We start from the raw sequence: 16,057 nt of genomic DNA, 5'->3' as shown, positions 1-16,057 counted from the left end.
GCTCGGTGTGCTGGCACACGTACATGCGAGCGTGGTCACTTCCGGACGAGACACCCTTTGCCCCTCTGGAGGCCTGCACCGCATGACGCTCACCCCCTCGCGCCTCGCCGCGCCGCTCGCCCTGGCCCTCACCCTGCTGCTCGCCCCCCACGCCGCCGAGGCGCGCGGGCGCCACAGCAGCAGCAGCGGGGGCGGGGGCGGCGGCACGAACGTCCGCCTCGGCCTGGGCGCGGACGCCTGGTTCGAGGACCACGGCGGCCTCTTCTCGCTCCTGGTAGGCGTGGACACCCGGCTCGCCGGGCCCCTCTCGGTGGGCGGGCGCTTCGGCGTCGCGCTCGCCACGGGGCCGGACGACGTGGCGGTGCCGCTGGACCTCGTGCTGCGCCTCAACTTCTCGCGCGCCTACGTGGAGGCGATGGGCGGCCCGCACATCTTCTTCGACAGCGACGAGCACGTGCGCGGCCACGCCGCCTTCGGCTTCGGCCTGCAGAGCGGCGCGCTCTCCTTCGGCATCGAGGCGGGCTACCTGGACCCCGCGCCGGTGCTCGGCCTGCGGCTCGCCTACCGCATCTAGCTAGTAGTGCGGCGGGCGCTCCTGCTGGCGCGCGTCCACCAGGCCCGGGTCGCCCTCGAGCTTCTTCTTCAGGGCACCCACCTCCAGCCGCAGCGCGTCCAGCTCGCGCTGCTGGGCGTAGAGCACCTCGCTGAGCTCCTGCAGCAGCTCTTGCTGCTGGGTGAAGCGGATCTCCAGCTCGGTGAGGCGGGCGTCGTCGGCGGGGGCGTGCGTGTCGGGGGGAGCGGGCGCCATGATGGGCCGCACGCTTAGCGCGGCCCCCCGCCCAGGAGAAGTGCCCCATGGCCCTCACGTCCGCCCAGCACCTCGCGCGCGCCGCGGAGCTCTCCGCGCGGGGCCGCCCCGAGCTCGCCGAGAGCGCGCTCTCGGACGCGATCGACGCCGCCGTCGCCGAGGAGGATCTGCGCGCCCTCACCCGCGCGCGCCTCGCCCTGGGCACCTTCCTCGTGGACGCCGAGCGCGCCGACGAGGCCTACCCCTTCCTCAAGGCGGTGGTGCGCACCGAGTTCGCCGACGGCTCGGTGGACGCGGAGGTGAAGGTGGCGGCGCGGCTCTTGCGCCAGGTGCGCGGGGAGGAGGAGTAGCCTCAGGGCCCGTTGGGGGCGCAGCTCTCGCGGATGCGCTCCTGCTCCTCGGGAAAGCGCCGGTCCAGGTCCATGCGGGTGATGCGCGCCTCGTCGCGCGCGCCGCGCTCCAGCTGCATCGCGCACAGCGCCACCAGCGCGCGCGAGTCCCCCAGGTCCAGCCGGTCCGCCTCGCGCAGCTCCTGCTCCGCGCGGTACACGTCCCCCAGCGCGTAGAGCGAGCGCCCCAGCTGGTAGTGCGCCGCCGCGAGCTTCGGGTCCTCGCCCAGCGCGCGCTGGAAGAGGGCGCGCGCGTCCTCGTGGCGGCCCTGGCGCGCGCGCACCTGCCCCAGCTCCACCAGCAGCTGCGGGGCGGGCAGCTGGCCCTCGAGCCCCGCGAGCACCCGCTCCGCCTCCTTCACCCGGCCCACGTCGCTCAGCAGCCGCCCGTAGCGCAGCCGCACCCGCGCATCCCCGGGCGCGCGCGCCGAGGCCTCGGCGAGCGCGTCCACCGCCACCTCCAGCTGCCCGTCGTGCTCGGCGCGGTTCGCGCGCAGCAGGTAGGGGCGCGGGTCTCCCGGCGCGAGCTGCTCCGCGCGCGCGAGCGCCCCCTGCATGCAGCGCTCCGCGTGGTCCGCGTCGCACACGCGCGCGAGCAAGAGCTGCGTCTCCAGCGCGTCCGGCTCGCGGCGCGCCGCCTCGTCCACCAGCGCGCGCGCCTCGCCGCTCGAGCCCGGCAGCACCAGCTCCGCCGCCTCGCGCAGCTGCTCCGCGCTCGCGCTCTTCTTGGTGCGCAGGGGCTTGAGCAGCCGCACCCGCTCGGCCGGGTCGCGCGTCACGCGCGCAATCTCCAGCTCCTGCTCCGCCGTGTTGCGCGGCAGGAACAGGGGCACCAGGTGGATGGCGAAGGCCCCGAGGCACACCAGCACCAGCACCTGGAGGCTGTGCTCCAGCCGGTCCCAGCGCCCCAGCAGGCCCCGGCGCGGCGGGCGCCGGGGAGGCGCTGGAGGGCTCTCCGGTGACGGCTGCTGCGGGGCAGGAGGCGGGGCGGCCACGCTCGGGCTCACACTGCGCGCAGCCGGGGCCGGCGCTGCTCGGGCAGGTGCGCGCCGCAGGCCCAGCACACCTCGAAGCTGCCCGGGTTGTCCTCGCGGCAGGCGGGGCAGGGCACGTGCAGGTGCGCCGCCTCGGCGCGCTCGGCCACCTGGGCGAGCAGCGCGCGCGCCTCCTCCAGCTGCGCCGCGGGCACCCACAGCTCCACCCACGTCTCGTGGCTGGGCAGCTGCCCGGCGAGGTGGGCCACCGCGTCGTGGCGCACCTCCACGTGCAGGCCCGCCTCGCTCAGGAGCCCCGCGGCGAGGTGGGCCTCGCCGATGGTGCGGTAGACGCTCAGCTGGACGGAGGCCATGGGCGCGCGCGCTCTCCCTAGGGCAGGGTGGCCTCGAGCTTCTGCCGCAGCTCGGGCGACATCGGCTCCACCTTCGAGTCGAAGCGCGCCACCAGCTTGCCGCTCGGGTCGATGAGGAACTTGCTGAAGTTCCAGCGGATGTCCCCCTCCAGGCCCGGCTGCTGGGTGAGGTGCTGGAAGAGCGGGTGGATGTCCTGCCCCTTCACGCTCACCTTGCCGAAGAGCGGGAAGGTGGTGCGGTACTTCAGCTCGCAGAAGCGCTTGATCTCCGCGTTGCTGCCGGGCTCCTGGCCGCCGAAGTTGTTCGCCGGGAAGGCGAGCACCGTGAAGCCGCGCGCCTTGTACGCGCGGTACAGCTCCTCCAGCCCCTTGTACTGGGGCGTGTAGCCGCACTCGCTCGCGGTGTTCACCACGAGCAGCGCCTGGCCCTTGTAGGCGCTCAGGTCCTGCTGCTTTCCATCGATGGTCTCGACCTTGAAGTCGTACACGCTGCGCTCCTGGGCTTTGCCGGGCTTGGGGGACGGGGAGGGGGCCGGAGCGGCCGCGTGGGCGAGGCCTGCGGCGGCGAGCAGCAGGGCGGCGGAGGCGAGGACGGGGCGCACAGGCAGGGACACGCGGGAGGGCTCCGGGCAGTCGGGGGGTAGCGGCAGGACTAACGCAGCCGCCCCGCACGCGCCATCCCTGCGTTGTGCGCGGGCCGCTAGTGCATGTCCTTCGCCGGCGCGCCCGAGCCGCCCGTGCCCTGCTGCGCGCTGCCGCCCGCCTTCGGGCCCTTCATCGCCTGCAGGTCGTGCTGGCCCTCGCGCACGCCGCGGTCCAGCATCTGGGCGAAGGTGTGCATCTCCGCGAGCATGTTCTGCATTGCCCGGGTGAGCTCGGCAGGCGGCGGGCCCTTGTGCGGCGCGGCGGCCAGGTCGCTCGAGGCCTTCATCGAGTCGGCCATCTTGCGCGAGGACTGCGCGAGGTCGCGGTGCTCCTGGGCGAGCTGCACCAGCTTGTCGTGCTCGGCCTTCGACGCCGCGTCTCCGGTGCCCACCCACTTCGCGTGCGCCTCGTACATGTCCGCGACCTGGGTGAGGGTCCTGCTCAGCTGCTCGGGGTACTTCGCTTCGTCGGCCATGTGCTGGCCGCAGCTCTCCGCGGCCTTCGCCGAGGCGTGCGGCTTCGTGCCCTCGCCTGCGAGTGCGAGCGGCGTGGCGAGGCAGAGGGCGGCGGTGAGGATGAGGCGTCTCATGGAAGTGCTCCTTGGAAGTGCTCCTTCCGGTGGGTCCAGCCCGGAGGTAGCCACGCGCCCGCCCGCGTCACGCAGCAGGCACCCCGACGCCCTGCCGCGCGCGCGCCGTGAGGCGGTGCGCAGGAGCGCTCGGGTCGGACCCCGGCACGAGACGAGGGGGCGCGCGCACACGCCGCCCGGGGCACGGGATCTCCCCAAGGTGGCCCCTCCGGCCTCCGCGCGGAAGGGGACTCCGGGCGCGGCGCCCGCGCGCAGCGCTCCCGGGCGCCCGCCGGGGGGGCGGCACGGCGGGCGGTGCCCTCCTGTCCCCCGCACTGTCCACCAGCCTGACGCGCTGCATCCATTTGGGGTGTCTGCGGGCGGGGGGTTCCTTAGGATGGAGCCGTGAGCCCCGCCTCCGCCGCCCTCACCCGCGCCGCGACCGACCCCTCCGGCGCCCTGTCCGTGCCCGCGCCGCCCTCGCGCGCCGAGCGGCTCGCGCGGCTCGCGGGCGAGGCCTTCGACCTGCTGGTCATCGGCGGCGGCGCCACGGGGGCGGGCGTTGCGCGCGACGCGGCGCTGCGCGGCCTCAAGGTGGCGCTGGTGGAGCGCGAGGACTTCGCGAGCGGCACCTCCAGCCGCTCCAGCCGCCTCATCCACGGCGGCCTGCGCTACCTCGAGCACGGGCACCTGGGGCTCGTCTTCGAGAGCTCCATCGAGCGCCGGCGCCTGCTCACGCTCGCCCCGCACCTGGTGCGCCCGCTCGCCTTCACCTGGCCGGTGTACGCGGGCGCGCGCGTGCCGCGCTGGAAGCTCGAGGCGGGGCTCTTCCTCTACGATGCGCTCTCGCTCTTTCGCAACGTGCGCGGCTACAAGGGGCTCTCGCGCGGGGCGGTGCTCGCGGCCGAGCCCGCGCTCAAGCCCGAGGGGCTCAAGGGCGGCGCGCGCTACTACGACGCCGCCACGGACGATGCGCGCCTCACCTTCGCCAACGCGCTCGGCGCGCTCGAGGCCGGCGCCTGCGTGCTCAACCACGTGCGCGTCGCGGCGCTCGTGCACGAGGGGGGCCGGGCGGTGGGCGCGGACCTGGTGGACGCGCTCACCGGGCAGGGCCTTCGCGTGCGCGCCCGGGTGCTGGTGAACGCGGCCGGGCCCTGGACGGACGAGATCCGCCGCCTCGACGAGCCGGAGGCGGCGGGCCACCCCTCGGTGCGCGGCAGCAAGGGGGTGCACATCGAGGTGCCGCGCGAGCGGCTCGGCAACCGCGAGGCGCTCACGCTGCTCAGCCCGCTGGACGGCCGGGTGATGTTCATCCTGCCCGCGGGCCCCCACGCCATCATCGGCACCACCGAGACCTCCACCCGCGCCCACCCCGCCGAGGTGCGCGCGAGCGAGAGCGACGTGGCCTACCTGCTCGCGTCCGCGAACGCCTTCTTCCCCGGGGCCCACCTCACCCGCCAGGACGTGGTGAGCGCCTGGGCCGGCATCCGCCCCCTGGCCTCCGAGGCCTACGGCGCGCACGGGGGCGCCAACAGCGCGAGCCGCGAGCACGCGCTGCACGTGAGCGCGAGCGGCGTGCTGGGCATCAGCGGCGGCAAGCTCACCACCTACCGCGTGATGGCGCGCGACGTGGTGGACCGCGTGGAGCGCGAGCTGGGGCGCGCCCACCGCCGCACCCCCACCGAGGGGCTGCCCCTGCCCGGCGGCGAGCGCGGCCACGTGCCCGCCGAGGTGCTCGAGGCGCGCCGCGCAGGCCTCTCCCCCGAGACGGCCGAGCACCTGGTGCACGCCTACGGCGGGCGCTGGCGCCAGGTGTGGGCGCTCGTCCAGGCCACGCCCGCGCTCGCCCAGCCCCTGTGCGAGGGGCTCCCCTACTTGCAGGCCGAGGCCCTGCACGGGGCGCAGGCCGAGCTGGTGCACACGCTCGCGGACCTCCTCGTGCGCCGGCTGAAGGTGGCCTTCGAGACGCGCGACAACGGGCGCGCGGCGGCGCGCGTCGCCGCGCGCGTGCTCGCGCCCGCGCTGGGCTGGGACGCGGCCGAGCAGCAGCGCCAGCTCGAGCGCTACGACGCGGACGCCCAGCGCCTCTTCGGCATCGACCCGTCCGACAGCTGACGCCCCGCCCCGCCTCCGGGACCGGCCGCTGTGCACCGGCGCACGCGCCGGCGCGCCTCCGGTGCAGGGCCTGCTGGCGGCCGCGCCCCGCCGTGCGCTTCCTGCCCGATGGGGCGGTGCGCAGCAGCGGGCGGCGGGGGGCGGGACATGCAGCGTCGGGTGGTGGTGGGGTGGGCGGCCCTGGCCTTGGGGCTGGGGGCGGGGCTGGCGGCGGGCTGTGGGGGCGATGCGAAGCGCGAGCCGCAGGAGCTGGACAGGCCCACCTGCTCGGCCTCGCTGCAGGACGCGCCCGAGGCGCAGCTGCCCGCGGACGCGGAGGGCCGGCGCCCCTGGCTCGTGCGGGTGCCGGGCGGCGGCGGCGCGCAGGCGCAGGCCGCGGGCCGGGTGAGCGCGCTCGCCGCGGCGCAGGCCGCCGTGGGCCACGTGGGCGGGCGCCCCGTGCGCGCGCTGCGGGGGCTGCCCGTGCTGCTCGCCCGGCTCACGGACGCCGAGGCCGCGCAGCTCGCGAGGGACCCGGCCGTGGCGGCGCTCGAGCCGGACCGCCCCGTGTACGCGCTGGGCCTGCCGGACGCGCTCGCCCGGGTGGGCGCGCGCGCCGTGCTGCAGGGCGCGAGCGGCGCCTTCGCACAGGCGGGCAGCGCCGGGGAGCACACCGCGGGGGGCCGCCAGGTGCAGGCGCCCGAGGTGTGGGACGCGGACCTGGACGGCCGCGTGGACCCGGGCGCCCCCACCGGCGAGGGCATCCGGGTGTGCGTGCTGGACACCGGCCTGGACCCGCGCCACCCCGAGCTCCAGGGGCCCTACGATCCGCAGGTGGCCGCGGGCCACGACTTCGTGGACGGGGACGACGACCCCTCGGACTACGACGCCGCGACGAAGACCTGGGGCGGCGGCCACGGCACCCACGTGGCCGGCACCATCGCCGCGCAGCTGGGCTCGCCCGGCGGGCTCGCCCCCGGCATGGACCCGCAGGGCCTGGTGGGCATGGCCCCGGGCGCCACGCTCCTGGTGGGCCGGGTGCTGGACACCACCGGGCGCGGCAGCACCGCGACCGTGCTGGAGGGGCTCACCTGGTGCCAGGCGCAGGGCGCGCACATCGTCTCGCTCTCGCTCGGCTCGCACACCTCCAGCCCCGCCGAGGAGTCCGCCTTCGAGGCGGCGCGCCAGGCAGGGCTGCTCGCCATCGCGGCCACCGGCAACGACAGCGCGAGCAAGTCCTGCGTCGTGGCCCCCGTCTCCTTCCCGGCCGCCTACCCCTCCGTGCTCGCGGTGGGCGCGGTGGACGCGGCCGGCCGCATCGCCCCCTTCAGCAACCAGGGCCCGGCCACCTCGCTCGTCGCCCCCGGCGTGGGCGTGCTCTCCACCGTCATCCGCGGCGTGGACCTCGCGAGCGACGTGCACGTGGCGGGCGCGGCCGTGCCGGCCGCCTCCATCGACTTCGCCGGCGAGGGCACCTTCCGCGGGCCCCTGGTGGACTGCGGCCTCGCGGCGACCGCGGACAGCTGCGGCGCGCTCTCCCCGGCGCTCGCGGAGAAGGGCTTCGTCGCGCTCGTGCAGCGCGGGCAGCTCGCCTTCGCGGACAAGGTGCGCGCGGTGCAGGCGCAAGGCGCGCGCGCCGTCCTCATCGCCAACGGCGACCCGGGCGCCGCCCCCGGCAACCTCACCCTCGGCGGCCCTCCGCCCGCGGGCGCCTGGCCCCCCGCGGCCGTGCTGGGCAAGGAGGACGCGGAGCGGGTGCGCGCCCAGGCGGGGCTCTCCACCGAGGTGAGCGTGCACCCGGTGGACTACGCGAGCTTCAGCGGCACCTCCATGGCCGTGCCCCACGTCTCCGGCGTCGCCGCCCTGGTGTGGAGCGCCCGCCCCGGGCTGCGCGCCGACCAGGTGCGCACCCTGCTCGAGGCGAGCGCGAGGGACCTGGGCGAGCCGGGGCGCGACCCCGCCTACGGCTTCGGCCTCGTGCAGGCGCGCGCCGCGCTCGAGCGGCTGCGCAGCGAGCCGCCGGAGCCCTGAGCGCCCTAGCGCAGGGAGACCAGCGGCGAGGCGAGGAGGCAGGCCTCGAAGCGCGCCTCGTGCCGCGCGACGGCATCCGGGCCGGGCTCGATGCACGCCGCCTCCGGCCCCGGCGCGCGCGACACCAGCTCGCCGCCCCAGCTGCTCTCGGGCAGCGGCTCCGCGCCGAGCACGAGGCTGAAGGCCGCCACCAGCATCGCCGCGAGCGCGCCCGCGGCCATGGTGCCCCGGCGCTCCCAGCGCGCCCGCGCCCGCGCCGGCACCTGCCGCAGCCGCTGCTCCAGCGCCTCCCAGCGAAGCCCCGGCCGCGCCGCGGCGGCCGCCCGCGCGCCGCGGGCGCGCTGGGCGAGCAGCCCCCGCTCCTGCCGCTGCCACGCGAGCTCGTGCGCGCACGCGCCGCACTCGCGCAGGTGCGCGCGCAGCTCGAGCGCCTGCGCGCCGCTCAGCTCTCCGGCGAGCAGCCGGTCCAGGCGCGTGGGGTAGCAGGTCGCCTTCATCGCTCACCTCCGACGTGCCCCGCGAGCCGCTCGCGCAGCTGCAGCCGGGCGCGGTGGATCTCGTTCTTCACCTTGGGCAGGTTCCAGCCCATCACCTGCGCAATCTCCTCGTAGGCGAGCCCGTGCTCGAGCCGCAGCAGCAGCGCCGCGCGCCGCCCCTCGGAGAGCCCCGCGAGCGCCTCGCCCAGCAGCCCCTCCAGCTCGCGGTCCAGCAGCAGCGCCTCGGGGGTGGGCGTGGGCAGCACCGCCTCGATCACCGCCTGCCCCTCCTCGTCGTCCGCCGGCAGGTCGAAGAGCGCCGCCGCCCCGCGCGCGCGCCGCGCCTCCAGGCTCACCAGCCGCGCGATGCCCAAGAGCCACGAGGCGAGCCGCTCCTCGTCGCGCAGCGTCTCCAGCCGCGCGTGCGCCCGCACGAAGGTCTCCTGCGTCGCCTCGTCCGCCGCGCTCTCGTCGCGCAGCAGCTCGCGCGCGAAGCGCCACACCCCGGGCGCGTGCCGCTCGTAGAGGGTGCGGAAGGCGGCGGCGTCCCGCGCGCGCGCCCGGCGCACCAGCAGCGCCTCGCCCGCGCGCTCCGCCGCGGCGGCCGCCGCCGCCGCCACGGCGGCCTCCGGCTGCGCGCGCGCCGCACCCCGGGCCTCGAGGGGCTCGCGCGAAGGCAGGAGGCGGAGGACGGAGGGCAGGGCCACGGCAGCTCGGGGTGACGCGAGCGCGCGGGAAGTTTCAGCGCGCCCGGAGAGGAGAGCGGAAGGATAGCGGATTCAGGGGGTTGGCCGCCCTAGCACTCCGTGCCCAGCAGCCCGCGCTCCGCCTCGCCGAGGGGGTCCAGCACCCACAGCAGCACCCGGCGCGGCGCGCTGAGTCCCGAGCCGCCGCTGCCGCGCACCGCGCGCACGAGCCGGAAGCGCCCCTCGCCCAGCAGCGCGCCCGCGAGCGGCGTCCACACCAGGTCCTGGGCGCTGGGGCGCTGGTGCAGCGCCTCCAGCCCGTACTCCCACGCCGTGGAGGCGAGCGCCGCCGCCGCGAGCGACGCCCCCGCCGAGTGCCCACACTGCCGCGCGCGCCCGTACACCTCCGCGCCGAAGAGGCCGTGGCCCACGCCGTTGAGCAGCCAGGGGTCCCCGTCCGACTCGAGCGGCGGCCGCCCCCGGTGGTACTCCGGCAGGTGCGTGTACGCCTCGCCCAGGCTGTGCAGCCCCTCGCGCAGGCGGCTCGGATCGTAGGCGCGCGGCCACGCGAGGCTCAGCCCCACCCGCATCCCCACCATCAGCCCCGCGGTGTGCAGCACCGGCACCCGCCAGGAGGCGGAGGGCGCGGCGGCCCGCAGCGGCGCGTCGGCCGGCGGGGCGCGCGGGGGCAGCGCCGCCGCGGCGCTGGCGGGCGGACGCGGGAGTGCGGGGAGGGGGAGCTCCGGCGCCGGGCCGACCGTCGGCGCAGCCCGCAGCGGCGGCTCGGCCGTAGCGGGGGAGGCCTCCGGCGCGGTGGGCTGCGGCGCTGCGCGGAGGGCACGTTCGGCGGGGGCCGGGGCACCCGCCGCGGCCGCTGCAGCGCCTCGCAGCGGCGCGTCGGCAGACGGACGCCCGAAGGCCGCGGCGTGCGCGCCGGGAGCAGCAGGCGGCGCCGCGGCGGCGAGGGGCGCTGCGAGCGCAGCGGCCGCGAACAGGAGGGCAGGGAGAGCGGCCATCGGGACAGCCCCAGTGTAGGGGCGCGCGCCCCCCGGCCGCTGCAGGGGCTGGCGGCGCTGCGATGGCCCTCCCTCTCCCGGAAGAGGGGGCAGGCCCCTGCCTGCGCTCCTGGGGGACGGCCGTTCCTCACCCGGACGGTGCGTCCGGGGGTTCCGCGCCTGAGGGTACGCATTATGGGTGTGGGTGGAGAAGGCGGGTCATGAGGGCATGCCCACAGGTGCAGCGGCTCGGCGCGGTGGCGCTGGCGGGGCTGCTGTCGGCGCTCGCGCCGGCGCAGGCCTCGGACGCGCCGGCGGCCCCGCGCGGCCCCAACCCCGTCGCCGCGCAGCTCGAGCGCACGCCTGCGCCGGACCCCGCGGCCCTCGCGGCCATCCGCGCGCAGACGCACGCCCTCGTGGAGGCGCTGCGGGAGCCGCCCGCGCAGGAGCGCAGCCTCGTGGGCACGGTGCACGCCATCGAGGGAGACACCCTCTACGTGCGGGCCGGCCGCGCGCTCGTCCCGCTGCGGCTGCAGCCCTCCACCCGGGTCATCGGCCGCGCCCGCCCCACCCACCGCCCCGGCAGCCCCGCGGCCCGCCTGCGCGCGCAGGTGCACGAGGGCGAGGAGGTGCGCGCCCGCTTCACCATCGCGCAGGCCCCCGCGGGCAGCGGCGGTGGCGCCGCGGTGAACCTGGCCACCACCGTGCAGCCCGTGGCGTCCGCGCCGCCCATCACCGAGGTGAAGGAGCAGCAGCAGCCGGGGCCTCCCGAGCCCCCACCGGCCGAGGCGCCCCGCTAGCTCAGAAGAGGCTCAGCTTCACGTAGCGCTCGGGGTGCAGGCGCAGGTCCTCGCTCAGCGCGCCCACCTCGCGCCCCGCCTTGGCCACGTTGGTCGCCGCCGCGTTGAGGCTGAGGTAGAGCGTGTCGTCCTTGCTCAGCCGCCCCAGGGTGCCCTCGCCGCGCTCGATGCGCCCCATCACCACCTCGAGCGAGCCGCTGCTGCGCTGCAGCGAGGCGCTCACCTGGTCCATGCGCGCGCTCAGCGCGTCCAGGCGCTTCACCGCCCGGGCGAGCTCGGGGCCCGCCACGGCCGCCTCCACCCCGCTCGCCGAGCGGCGCAGGCTGCGGGTGAGCTGGGCGAGCTCCTGGCGCTGCTCCACCGCCGCCCCGGACAGCTCCTTGAGCAGCCGCTCCAGCTCCGCGGAGCTCGTGGCCACGTGCTGCGCCGTCTCCGGGGACACCATGGCCTGCACCTGCGAGAGCGCCGCCTCCGCGCGGTTCGTCAGCTGCTCCACCCCGTCCAGCGCGCCCGTGCCGCTCTTGCCCGGCAGGCTCGCCCCGTCCGCGAGCACCTGCGCGCTCTTGCCCGGCACCACCTCCGCCACCGTGCCCCCGAGCAGCCCGCCGCTCTTGAGCTCCATGCGGCTGTCGGCCGGCACCCGGTACTCGCCCTCCAGCTCCAGGCGCACCACCACCCCGTCCTGCTCGATGCGGAAGCCCGTCACCCGGCCGATGTTCACGCCCCGCATCTGCACGGGGTCCCCCTTGCGGATGCCGCCCGCGTCCGGCACCCGGCTGGTGAGGACGTAGCGGCCGCGGAAGAGCGAGGCGTCCGTCAGCGTGAACAGCGCCACCAGGATGGCCAGCACGCCGGCGAGCACGAGCGCGCCGGCGAGCACCTCCTGGCGGTGGGCGCGGCGCGGGGGGGGCAGGGGCGCGGGGTCCATCTCAGTCCTCCATCATGCGCACGGCGGCCTCGGCGGCCGCCTCGCGGTAGGCGAAGGCGCGCACCAGCGGGTCCTCGCTCCTTCGGAACTCGTCCGGGGTGCCCACGAAGCGCAGGCGGCCGCGGTCCAGCAGCGCGATGCGGTGGCTGATCTCCAGCGCCCCCGCGATGTCGTGCGTCACCACCACGCTGGTGGCGCCCGTGTGCTCGGCGATCTGCACGATGAGCCGCTCCACCGCGGCGCTGTTCACCGGGTCCAGCCCCGTCACCGGCTCGTCGTACAGCATCACCTCCGGCTCCGCGATGAGCGCGCGCGCGAGCCCCACCCGCTTGCGCATCCCGCCCGACAGCTGGCTGGGCAGCTTGAGGAAGACGCGCTCGGGCTCCAGGTTCACCTCGCGCAGCGCCGCCACCACCCGGTCCACCACCGCGCTCTCGCCCAGCTGCTGCTGCTCGTCGTCCGGCAGCCCCTGCGCCACGTTCTCGTACACCGTGAGCGAGTCGAAGAGCGCCGCGTTCTGGAACACGTAGCCCACCTTGCGCCGCAGCCGCCGCAGCTCCGCGGGCTTCGCCGCGAGCACCGACTGCCCCCCGATGCGCACGTCCCCCCGGTCCGGTGCGATGAGCCCCAGCGTGGTCTTGAGCAGCACGCTCTTGCCCGTGCCGCTGGGCCCCACGATGGACAGCCGCTCGCCCTTCGCCACGCTGAGCGTGAGCCCGGCGAGCACCGGCACGTCGAAGGTCTTGTGCACGTCCAGGTACTCGATCATCGCGGGCGCTAGTTGAGGAAGAGAGGGGGAAAGAGCGCGTCCAGCACCAGCACAGTGATGATCATGAACACCACGCTCGCGGTGGTGGCGCGGCCCACGCCCTCCGCGCCGCCGCGCGTGCGCATGCCCATGTGCACGCTGATGAGCGGCAGCACCACCCCGAAGGTGAGCCCCTTCCCGAGCGAGTAGAGCAGGTCGTAGCTGTGCCAGAAGAGGCGCGCGCCGTAGAGGAAGGACTGGGGCCCCAGCCCCACCGCCACCTTCGCGGCGAGCATGCCGGCGAAGAGCCCCGCCGCGTCCGCGAGCCCCACCAGCAGCGGCACCGTGAGCACCCCGGCGAGCACCCGCGGCGCCGCGAGCACGCTCACCGGGTCGCGCCCCAGCGCCTGCAGCGCGTCGATCTGCTCGGAGACCTGCATGGTGCCCAGCTCCGCGGTGATCCGCGCCCCCACCCGCCCGATGAGCACGAACGCCGTCATCACCGGGCCCAGCTCCAGGATGACGCTGCTGGTGACGATGCTGCCCAGCACGTACAGGGGCACCGCGCCGGTGAACTGGTAGCCGCCCTGCTGGCTCGTCACCACCCCCGCGAGCATTCCGGTGATGAGCACCAGGGGCACGCTCTGCACCCCCATGCTGTACACCTGCGCCACCACGTCCGCGAAGCGCACCCGCCCGCGCAGCGTGGCGTTGAGGGTGCCCAGCGCGAGCAGCCCGATGCCCCCGGCGTGCCGCAGCACCCCCTCGCCCCGCCGCCCCGCCCCGCGCACCAGCCGCAGGGGCAGGCTCTGCCCGCCCGCGCTCACGGCCCACCGCTCTCTGGACGAGTCCTCATACCGGCCCTCTGGGTTAGGGGGCCCGGGGCCGAAGCGGAAGGGGCCTGCGGGCGCGGGAGCGGGCCAAGTGCGGCCTGGGGAACGTTCCCGGCCGCACTGCGGCCAGGCTGCACGCCGCCCGCGCGCCCCCCGGCCAAACGTCTCGCCCCGGGCGCCGGGCCGCGCGCGCCCGCCGCCCGCCCCTCTGCTAGAGGCGGGGGGCCATGCACGAGCCCCACGCCACCGCCCTCGTGCTCGTCAGCCTCGGGCTGCTGATGAGCGTGAGCGCCCTGTTCAGCCGCGCCTCCGGCCGCTTCGGCGTGCCCGTGGCGCTGCTCTTCCTCGCGCTGGGCATCCTCGCGGGCTCCGAGGGCCTGGGCCACATCCCCTTCGAGGACTACGGGTTCGCCTTCCGCCTGGGCACGGTGGCGCTGGTGCTCATCCTCTTCGACGGCGGCCTCAACACCCCCTGGGGCGCGGTGCGCGAGGGGCTGGGGCCCGCCGTCGTGCTCGCCACGCTGGGGGTCGCCGGCACCGCGGGCGTCGTCGCGCTCGGCGCCCACTTCTTCTTCGGCATGGGCTGGCCCCACGCGCTGCTGGTGGGCGCGGTGGTCTCCAGCACGGACGCGGCCGCCGTCTTCAGCGTGCTGCGCGGCAGCGGCATCCACCTGCAGCGGCGCGTGGGCGTCACGCTCGAGCTGGAGAGCGGGCTCAACGACCCGATGGCCGTCATCCTCACGCTCGCGATGACCGAGGCCATCGCCACCGGGCACCGCCCCGGCTGGAGCCTGCTGCTGGAGGTGCCGCTGCAGCTCGCCGTGGGCGGCGCCTGCGGCGTCGCGCTGGGCTACGCGTGGCGCCTGCTGCTCAACCGGGTGCGCCTCACCGCCGTGGGCCTCTACCCCGTGGTCACCCTGGGGCTCGCCTTCCTCGCCTTCGGGCTCGCCACCCTGCTGCACGGCAGCGGCTTCCTCGCCGTGTACGTGGCCGCCGTGGTCGTGGGCAACGGGCTCCTGCCCCACCGCACCGGCCTGCTGCGCGTGCACGACGCGCTCGCCTGGTTCAGCCAGGTGGTGATGTTCCTCGTGCTCGGGCTGCTGGTGCTGCCCTCGCGCCTCATCACCGTGGGCTGGGAGGGGCTGGGGCTCGGGCTGCTGCTCGCCTTCGTCGCCCGGCCGCTCGTGGTCGCACTCTGCCTCGCCCCCTTCCGCTATCCCTTGCGCGAGGCGGCCTACGTGGGCTGGGTGGGGCTGCGCGGCGCCGTCCCCATCATCCTCGCCACCTTCCCCGTGCTCGTGGGCGTGCCGGACGCGGCGTACGTGTTCAACGTGGTGTTCTTCGTCGTGGTGGTGAACGCGCTCGTGCCCGGCGGCACCGTGCGCCACGTCACCCGCTGGCTGCGGCTCGAGTCCAACACCCCGCCCGCGCCCCAGGCGGTGCTGGAGATCTCCAGCATGCAGCAGCTCAACGGGGACATGGCCTCGTTCTTCATCGGCCCCGCCTCCGCCGTCGCCCACAACGCCGTGATGGACGTGCCCTTTCCGCCCGGCAGCAACCTGATGCTCATCGTGCGCGGGCGCGAGCTCGTCGCACCGCGCGGCGACACGCAGCTGCTGCCCGGAGACCACGTGTACGTGTTCTATCGCCACGAGGACGAGGGGCTGGTGAAGCTGCTCTTCGGCGGCCTCGAGGAGGGCTAGGCGCGCGCCGCGGACACGATGGAATTCCAGGTGACCTTCCGCTCGGACCGCTTCAACACGTCGGAGCCGCGCGAGCACTTCATCAACCCGGAGTGCTTCGGCGACGACGTGGCCGCCTGGCTCATCCAGGAGCTGCGCGCGTGCGGCGTGGACGCCGACCCCGAGCCCGGCCAGGAGGACTTCGGCGGGTTCCTGCGCTACCGCGTCGGCGGCATCCCGCACTGCTTCCTGCTCGGCCTCGTTCCGGGGGATGAGCTCGAGGCGGCGTGCTGGGCCGGCTGGTTCGAGCGGGAGGTCGGGTTCCTGGCCACGCTCTTCGGGGGACGACAGCGGGGCGTCTCGCCCGAAGCGGTGGCCGCCGTGGGGGACATCCTCGCCTCCTCCGCCTTCATCCGGGACCTGCAGTGGGCCTCCCACCCCGCCTGACTCCCGCTCTCCGCGCGCTCACGAAGCTGCCGCAGCCCGTCCCGGCGGCGCAGGTGTCGCTGTGCGCGGCCTGACCCGCGGCGTCGCGAGTGGGTGTCGGAGCTGACGCGGCCGAGCTCAGCGTACCCGGCGTGGCGACGTCGGCCGCTCCGCTGCGAAAAGGGCCTGGAAGGAAGCTTCCTTCCAGGAGCTTCGCGGCTCCGGGAGGGCTGGGCCCGGGTGCTGGCGTGGGGGCTTGCAAGCGCGAGATGCCGGCACACACGCGGGGGCGACCAGGTCGGGGCCGGGGCACTGAGCTTCTCGCGTGTCGCGGGTGCTCCACCCGAGCGCGTGCGCAGCTCGTGGCCGAGGCGCGGCGTGCGGGCGCAGCGCGTGGCCGAGGCGCGGCGTGCGGGCGCAGCTCGGGAGGCAGGGGCGCGGCGTGCGGGCGCAGCTCGGGAGGCAGGGGCGCGGCGTGCCTGGGCACCGGGCCGCGGCCGGCGGGCAGAAGCGCGCGCGAGGGGAACGTCAGGCCCCTGGGCTACGAAAAAGGTCTGGAAGGAAGCTTCATTCCAGGGGGTCTGCGGCTCCGGAGGGCAG

Annotated in this window: 18 protein-coding genes; 7 read left to right on the top strand and 11 right to left on the bottom strand. The window is 76.3% G+C overall.

Features of this window, described 5'->3' with window-relative positions:
- Window positions 1-82 precede the first annotated feature (82 nt).
- Entirely contained in the window at window positions 83-574 is a 492-nt protein-coding gene (locus tag FGE12_RS23375; RefSeq protein ID WP_153868802.1) for a hypothetical protein, read from the top strand.
- Here the strand turns inward: FGE12_RS23375 and FGE12_RS23370 are convergent, their stop codons facing one another.
- A complete protein-coding gene (locus tag FGE12_RS23370; RefSeq protein WP_153868801.1) occupies window positions 575-808 on the bottom strand; it encodes a SlyX family protein in 234 nt (77 codons plus the stop codon).
- Window positions 809-855: 47 nt separating this feature from the next.
- On the opposite strand from FGE12_RS23370, the gene FGE12_RS23365 reads away from it, so the two are divergent.
- Window positions 856-1,158: a hypothetical protein gene (locus FGE12_RS23365; protein WP_153868800.1), complete on the top strand. Its 303-nt coding sequence runs from the start codon at window positions 856-858 to the stop codon at window positions 1,156-1,158.
- Between the two features lie 2 nt (window positions 1,159-1,160).
- On the opposite strand, the gene FGE12_RS23360 is transcribed toward FGE12_RS23365, so the two are convergent.
- From FGE12_RS23360 to FGE12_RS23345, 4 genes are all read right to left on the bottom strand, one after another.
- The gene (locus FGE12_RS23360; RefSeq protein ID WP_370459120.1) at window positions 1,161-2,192 is read right to left on the bottom strand and encodes a tetratricopeptide repeat protein; all 1,032 of its coding nucleotides are present in this window, start codon (window positions 2,190-2,192) and stop codon (window positions 1,161-1,163) included.
- An 8-nt stretch (window positions 2,193-2,200) separates the two neighbouring features.
- On the bottom strand, window positions 2,201-2,545 hold the full coding sequence (locus FGE12_RS23355; RefSeq protein WP_153868799.1) for a DUF2007 domain-containing protein: 345 nt from the start codon (window positions 2,543-2,545) through the stop codon (window positions 2,201-2,203).
- Between the two features lie 17 nt (window positions 2,546-2,562).
- Complete coding sequence (locus FGE12_RS23350; protein ID WP_370459129.1) at window positions 2,563-3,033, bottom strand: glutathione peroxidase; 471 nt, start codon at window positions 3,031-3,033, stop codon at window positions 2,563-2,565.
- Window positions 3,034-3,245: 212 nt separating this feature from the next.
- Window positions 3,246-3,779, bottom strand: coding sequence for a hypothetical protein (locus tag FGE12_RS23345; protein WP_153868798.1), 534 nt, complete (start codon window positions 3,777-3,779; stop codon window positions 3,246-3,248).
- Between the two features lie 384 nt (window positions 3,780-4,163).
- Between FGE12_RS23345 and FGE12_RS23340 the strand changes: the two genes are divergently transcribed.
- Window positions 4,164-5,873: a glycerol-3-phosphate dehydrogenase/oxidase gene (locus tag FGE12_RS23340; protein WP_194798189.1), complete on the top strand. Its 1,710-nt coding sequence runs from the start codon at window positions 4,164-4,166 to the stop codon at window positions 5,871-5,873.
- 147 nt (window positions 5,874-6,020) lie between these two features.
- On the top strand, window positions 6,021-7,883 hold the full coding sequence (locus tag FGE12_RS23335) for a S8 family serine peptidase (protein WP_194798188.1): 1,863 nt from the start codon (window positions 6,021-6,023) through the stop codon (window positions 7,881-7,883).
- A gap of 5 nt (window positions 7,884-7,888) precedes the next feature.
- On the opposite strand, the gene FGE12_RS23330 is transcribed toward FGE12_RS23335, so the two are convergent.
- The 3 genes from FGE12_RS23330 to FGE12_RS23320 all read right to left on the bottom strand — a co-directional run bounded on the left by FGE12_RS23330 (window position 7,889) and on the right by FGE12_RS23320 (window position 9,665).
- On the bottom strand, window positions 7,889-8,380 hold the full coding sequence (locus tag FGE12_RS23330; protein ID WP_153868796.1) for a zf-HC2 domain-containing protein: 492 nt from the start codon (window positions 8,378-8,380) through the stop codon (window positions 7,889-7,891).
- Window positions 8,377-9,066: an RNA polymerase sigma factor gene (locus FGE12_RS23325; RefSeq protein ID WP_370459119.1), complete on the bottom strand. Its 690-nt coding sequence runs from the start codon at window positions 9,064-9,066 to the stop codon at window positions 8,377-8,379. Before FGE12_RS23325 ends, FGE12_RS23330 begins: the two co-directional genes overlap by 4 nt.
- An 89-nt stretch (window positions 9,067-9,155) precedes the next feature.
- Window positions 9,156-9,665, bottom strand: coding sequence for a DUF3943 domain-containing protein (locus FGE12_RS23320; RefSeq protein ID WP_370459118.1), 510 nt, complete (start codon window positions 9,663-9,665; stop codon window positions 9,156-9,158).
- A gap of 596 nt (window positions 9,666-10,261) precedes the next feature.
- Here FGE12_RS23320 and FGE12_RS23315 point away from each other — a divergent pair.
- Window positions 10,262-10,840 carry a hypothetical protein gene (locus FGE12_RS23315; protein WP_153868795.1) on the top strand — a complete coding sequence of 193 codons (579 nt, stop codon included), beginning with the start codon at window positions 10,262-10,264 and terminating at the stop codon, window positions 10,838-10,840.
- Between the two features lies 1 nt (window position 10,841).
- On the opposite strand, the gene FGE12_RS23310 is transcribed toward FGE12_RS23315, so the two are convergent.
- From FGE12_RS23310 to FGE12_RS23300, 3 genes are read right to left on the bottom strand one after another with little or no spacing between them, the layout of a single operon-like run.
- Window positions 10,842-11,768: an MlaD family protein gene (locus FGE12_RS23310; protein WP_153868794.1), complete on the bottom strand. Its 927-nt coding sequence runs from the start codon at window positions 11,766-11,768 to the stop codon at window positions 10,842-10,844.
- Window position 11,769: 1 nt separating this feature from the next.
- The gene (locus FGE12_RS23305; RefSeq protein ID WP_153868793.1) at window positions 11,770-12,537 is read right to left on the bottom strand and encodes an ABC transporter ATP-binding protein; all 768 of its coding nucleotides are present in this window, start codon (window positions 12,535-12,537) and stop codon (window positions 11,770-11,772) included.
- Between the two features lie 8 nt (window positions 12,538-12,545).
- A complete protein-coding gene (locus FGE12_RS23300; protein WP_153868792.1) occupies window positions 12,546-13,343 on the bottom strand; it encodes an ABC transporter permease in 798 nt (265 codons plus the stop codon).
- Window positions 13,344-13,576: 233 nt separating this feature from the next.
- On the opposite strand from FGE12_RS23300, the gene FGE12_RS23295 reads away from it, so the two are divergent.
- Both FGE12_RS23295 and FGE12_RS23290 read left to right on the top strand, forming a co-directional pair.
- Complete coding sequence (locus FGE12_RS23295; protein WP_153868791.1) at window positions 13,577-15,052, top strand: potassium/proton antiporter; 1,476 nt, start codon at window positions 13,577-13,579, stop codon at window positions 15,050-15,052.
- 18 nt (window positions 15,053-15,070) lie between these two features.
- Window positions 15,071-15,478, top strand: coding sequence for a hypothetical protein (locus FGE12_RS23290; RefSeq protein WP_194798187.1), 408 nt, complete (start codon window positions 15,071-15,073; stop codon window positions 15,476-15,478).
- Window positions 15,479-16,057 lie beyond the last annotated feature (579 nt).

The organism is Aggregicoccus sp. 17bor-14 (assembly GCF_009659535.1).
In the GTDB taxonomy this organism is placed as follows: domain Bacteria; phylum Myxococcota; class Myxococcia; order Myxococcales; family Myxococcaceae; genus Aggregicoccus.
The sequence above is the reverse complement of the archived record's forward strand: the minus strand, read 5'-3'. Positions and strand labels throughout refer to the sequence as shown.

Coding starts and splice junctions, on each gene's coding strand:
- FGE12_RS23375 (WP_153868802.1), top strand. CDS start 83: ATGACGCTCACCCCCTCGCGCCTCGCCGCGCCGCTCGCCCTGGCCCTC.
- FGE12_RS23370 (WP_153868801.1), bottom strand. CDS start 808: ATGGCGCCCGCTCCCCCCGACACGCACGCCCCCGCCGACGACGCCCGC.
- FGE12_RS23365 (WP_153868800.1), top strand. CDS start 856: ATGGCCCTCACGTCCGCCCAGCACCTCGCGCGCGCCGCGGAGCTCTCC.
- FGE12_RS23355 (WP_153868799.1), bottom strand. CDS start 2,545: ATGGCCTCCGTCCAGCTGAGCGTCTACCGCACCATCGGCGAGGCCCAC.
- FGE12_RS23345 (WP_153868798.1), bottom strand. CDS start 3,779: ATGAGACGCCTCATCCTCACCGCCGCCCTCTGCCTCGCCACGCCGCTC.
- FGE12_RS23335 (WP_194798188.1), top strand. CDS start 6,021: ATGCAGCGTCGGGTGGTGGTGGGGTGGGCGGCCCTGGCCTTGGGGCTG.
- FGE12_RS23330 (WP_153868796.1), bottom strand. CDS start 8,380: ATGAAGGCGACCTGCTACCCCACGCGCCTGGACCGGCTGCTCGCCGGA.
- FGE12_RS23315 (WP_153868795.1), top strand. CDS start 10,262: ATGAGGGCATGCCCACAGGTGCAGCGGCTCGGCGCGGTGGCGCTGGCG.
- FGE12_RS23310 (WP_153868794.1), bottom strand. CDS start 11,768: ATGGACCCCGCGCCCCTGCCCCCCCCGCGCCGCGCCCACCGCCAGGAG.
- FGE12_RS23305 (WP_153868793.1), bottom strand. CDS start 12,537: ATGATCGAGTACCTGGACGTGCACAAGACCTTCGACGTGCCGGTGCTC.
- FGE12_RS23295 (WP_153868791.1), top strand. CDS start 13,577: ATGCACGAGCCCCACGCCACCGCCCTCGTGCTCGTCAGCCTCGGGCTG.
- FGE12_RS23290 (WP_194798187.1), top strand. CDS start 15,071: ATGGAATTCCAGGTGACCTTCCGCTCGGACCGCTTCAACACGTCGGAG.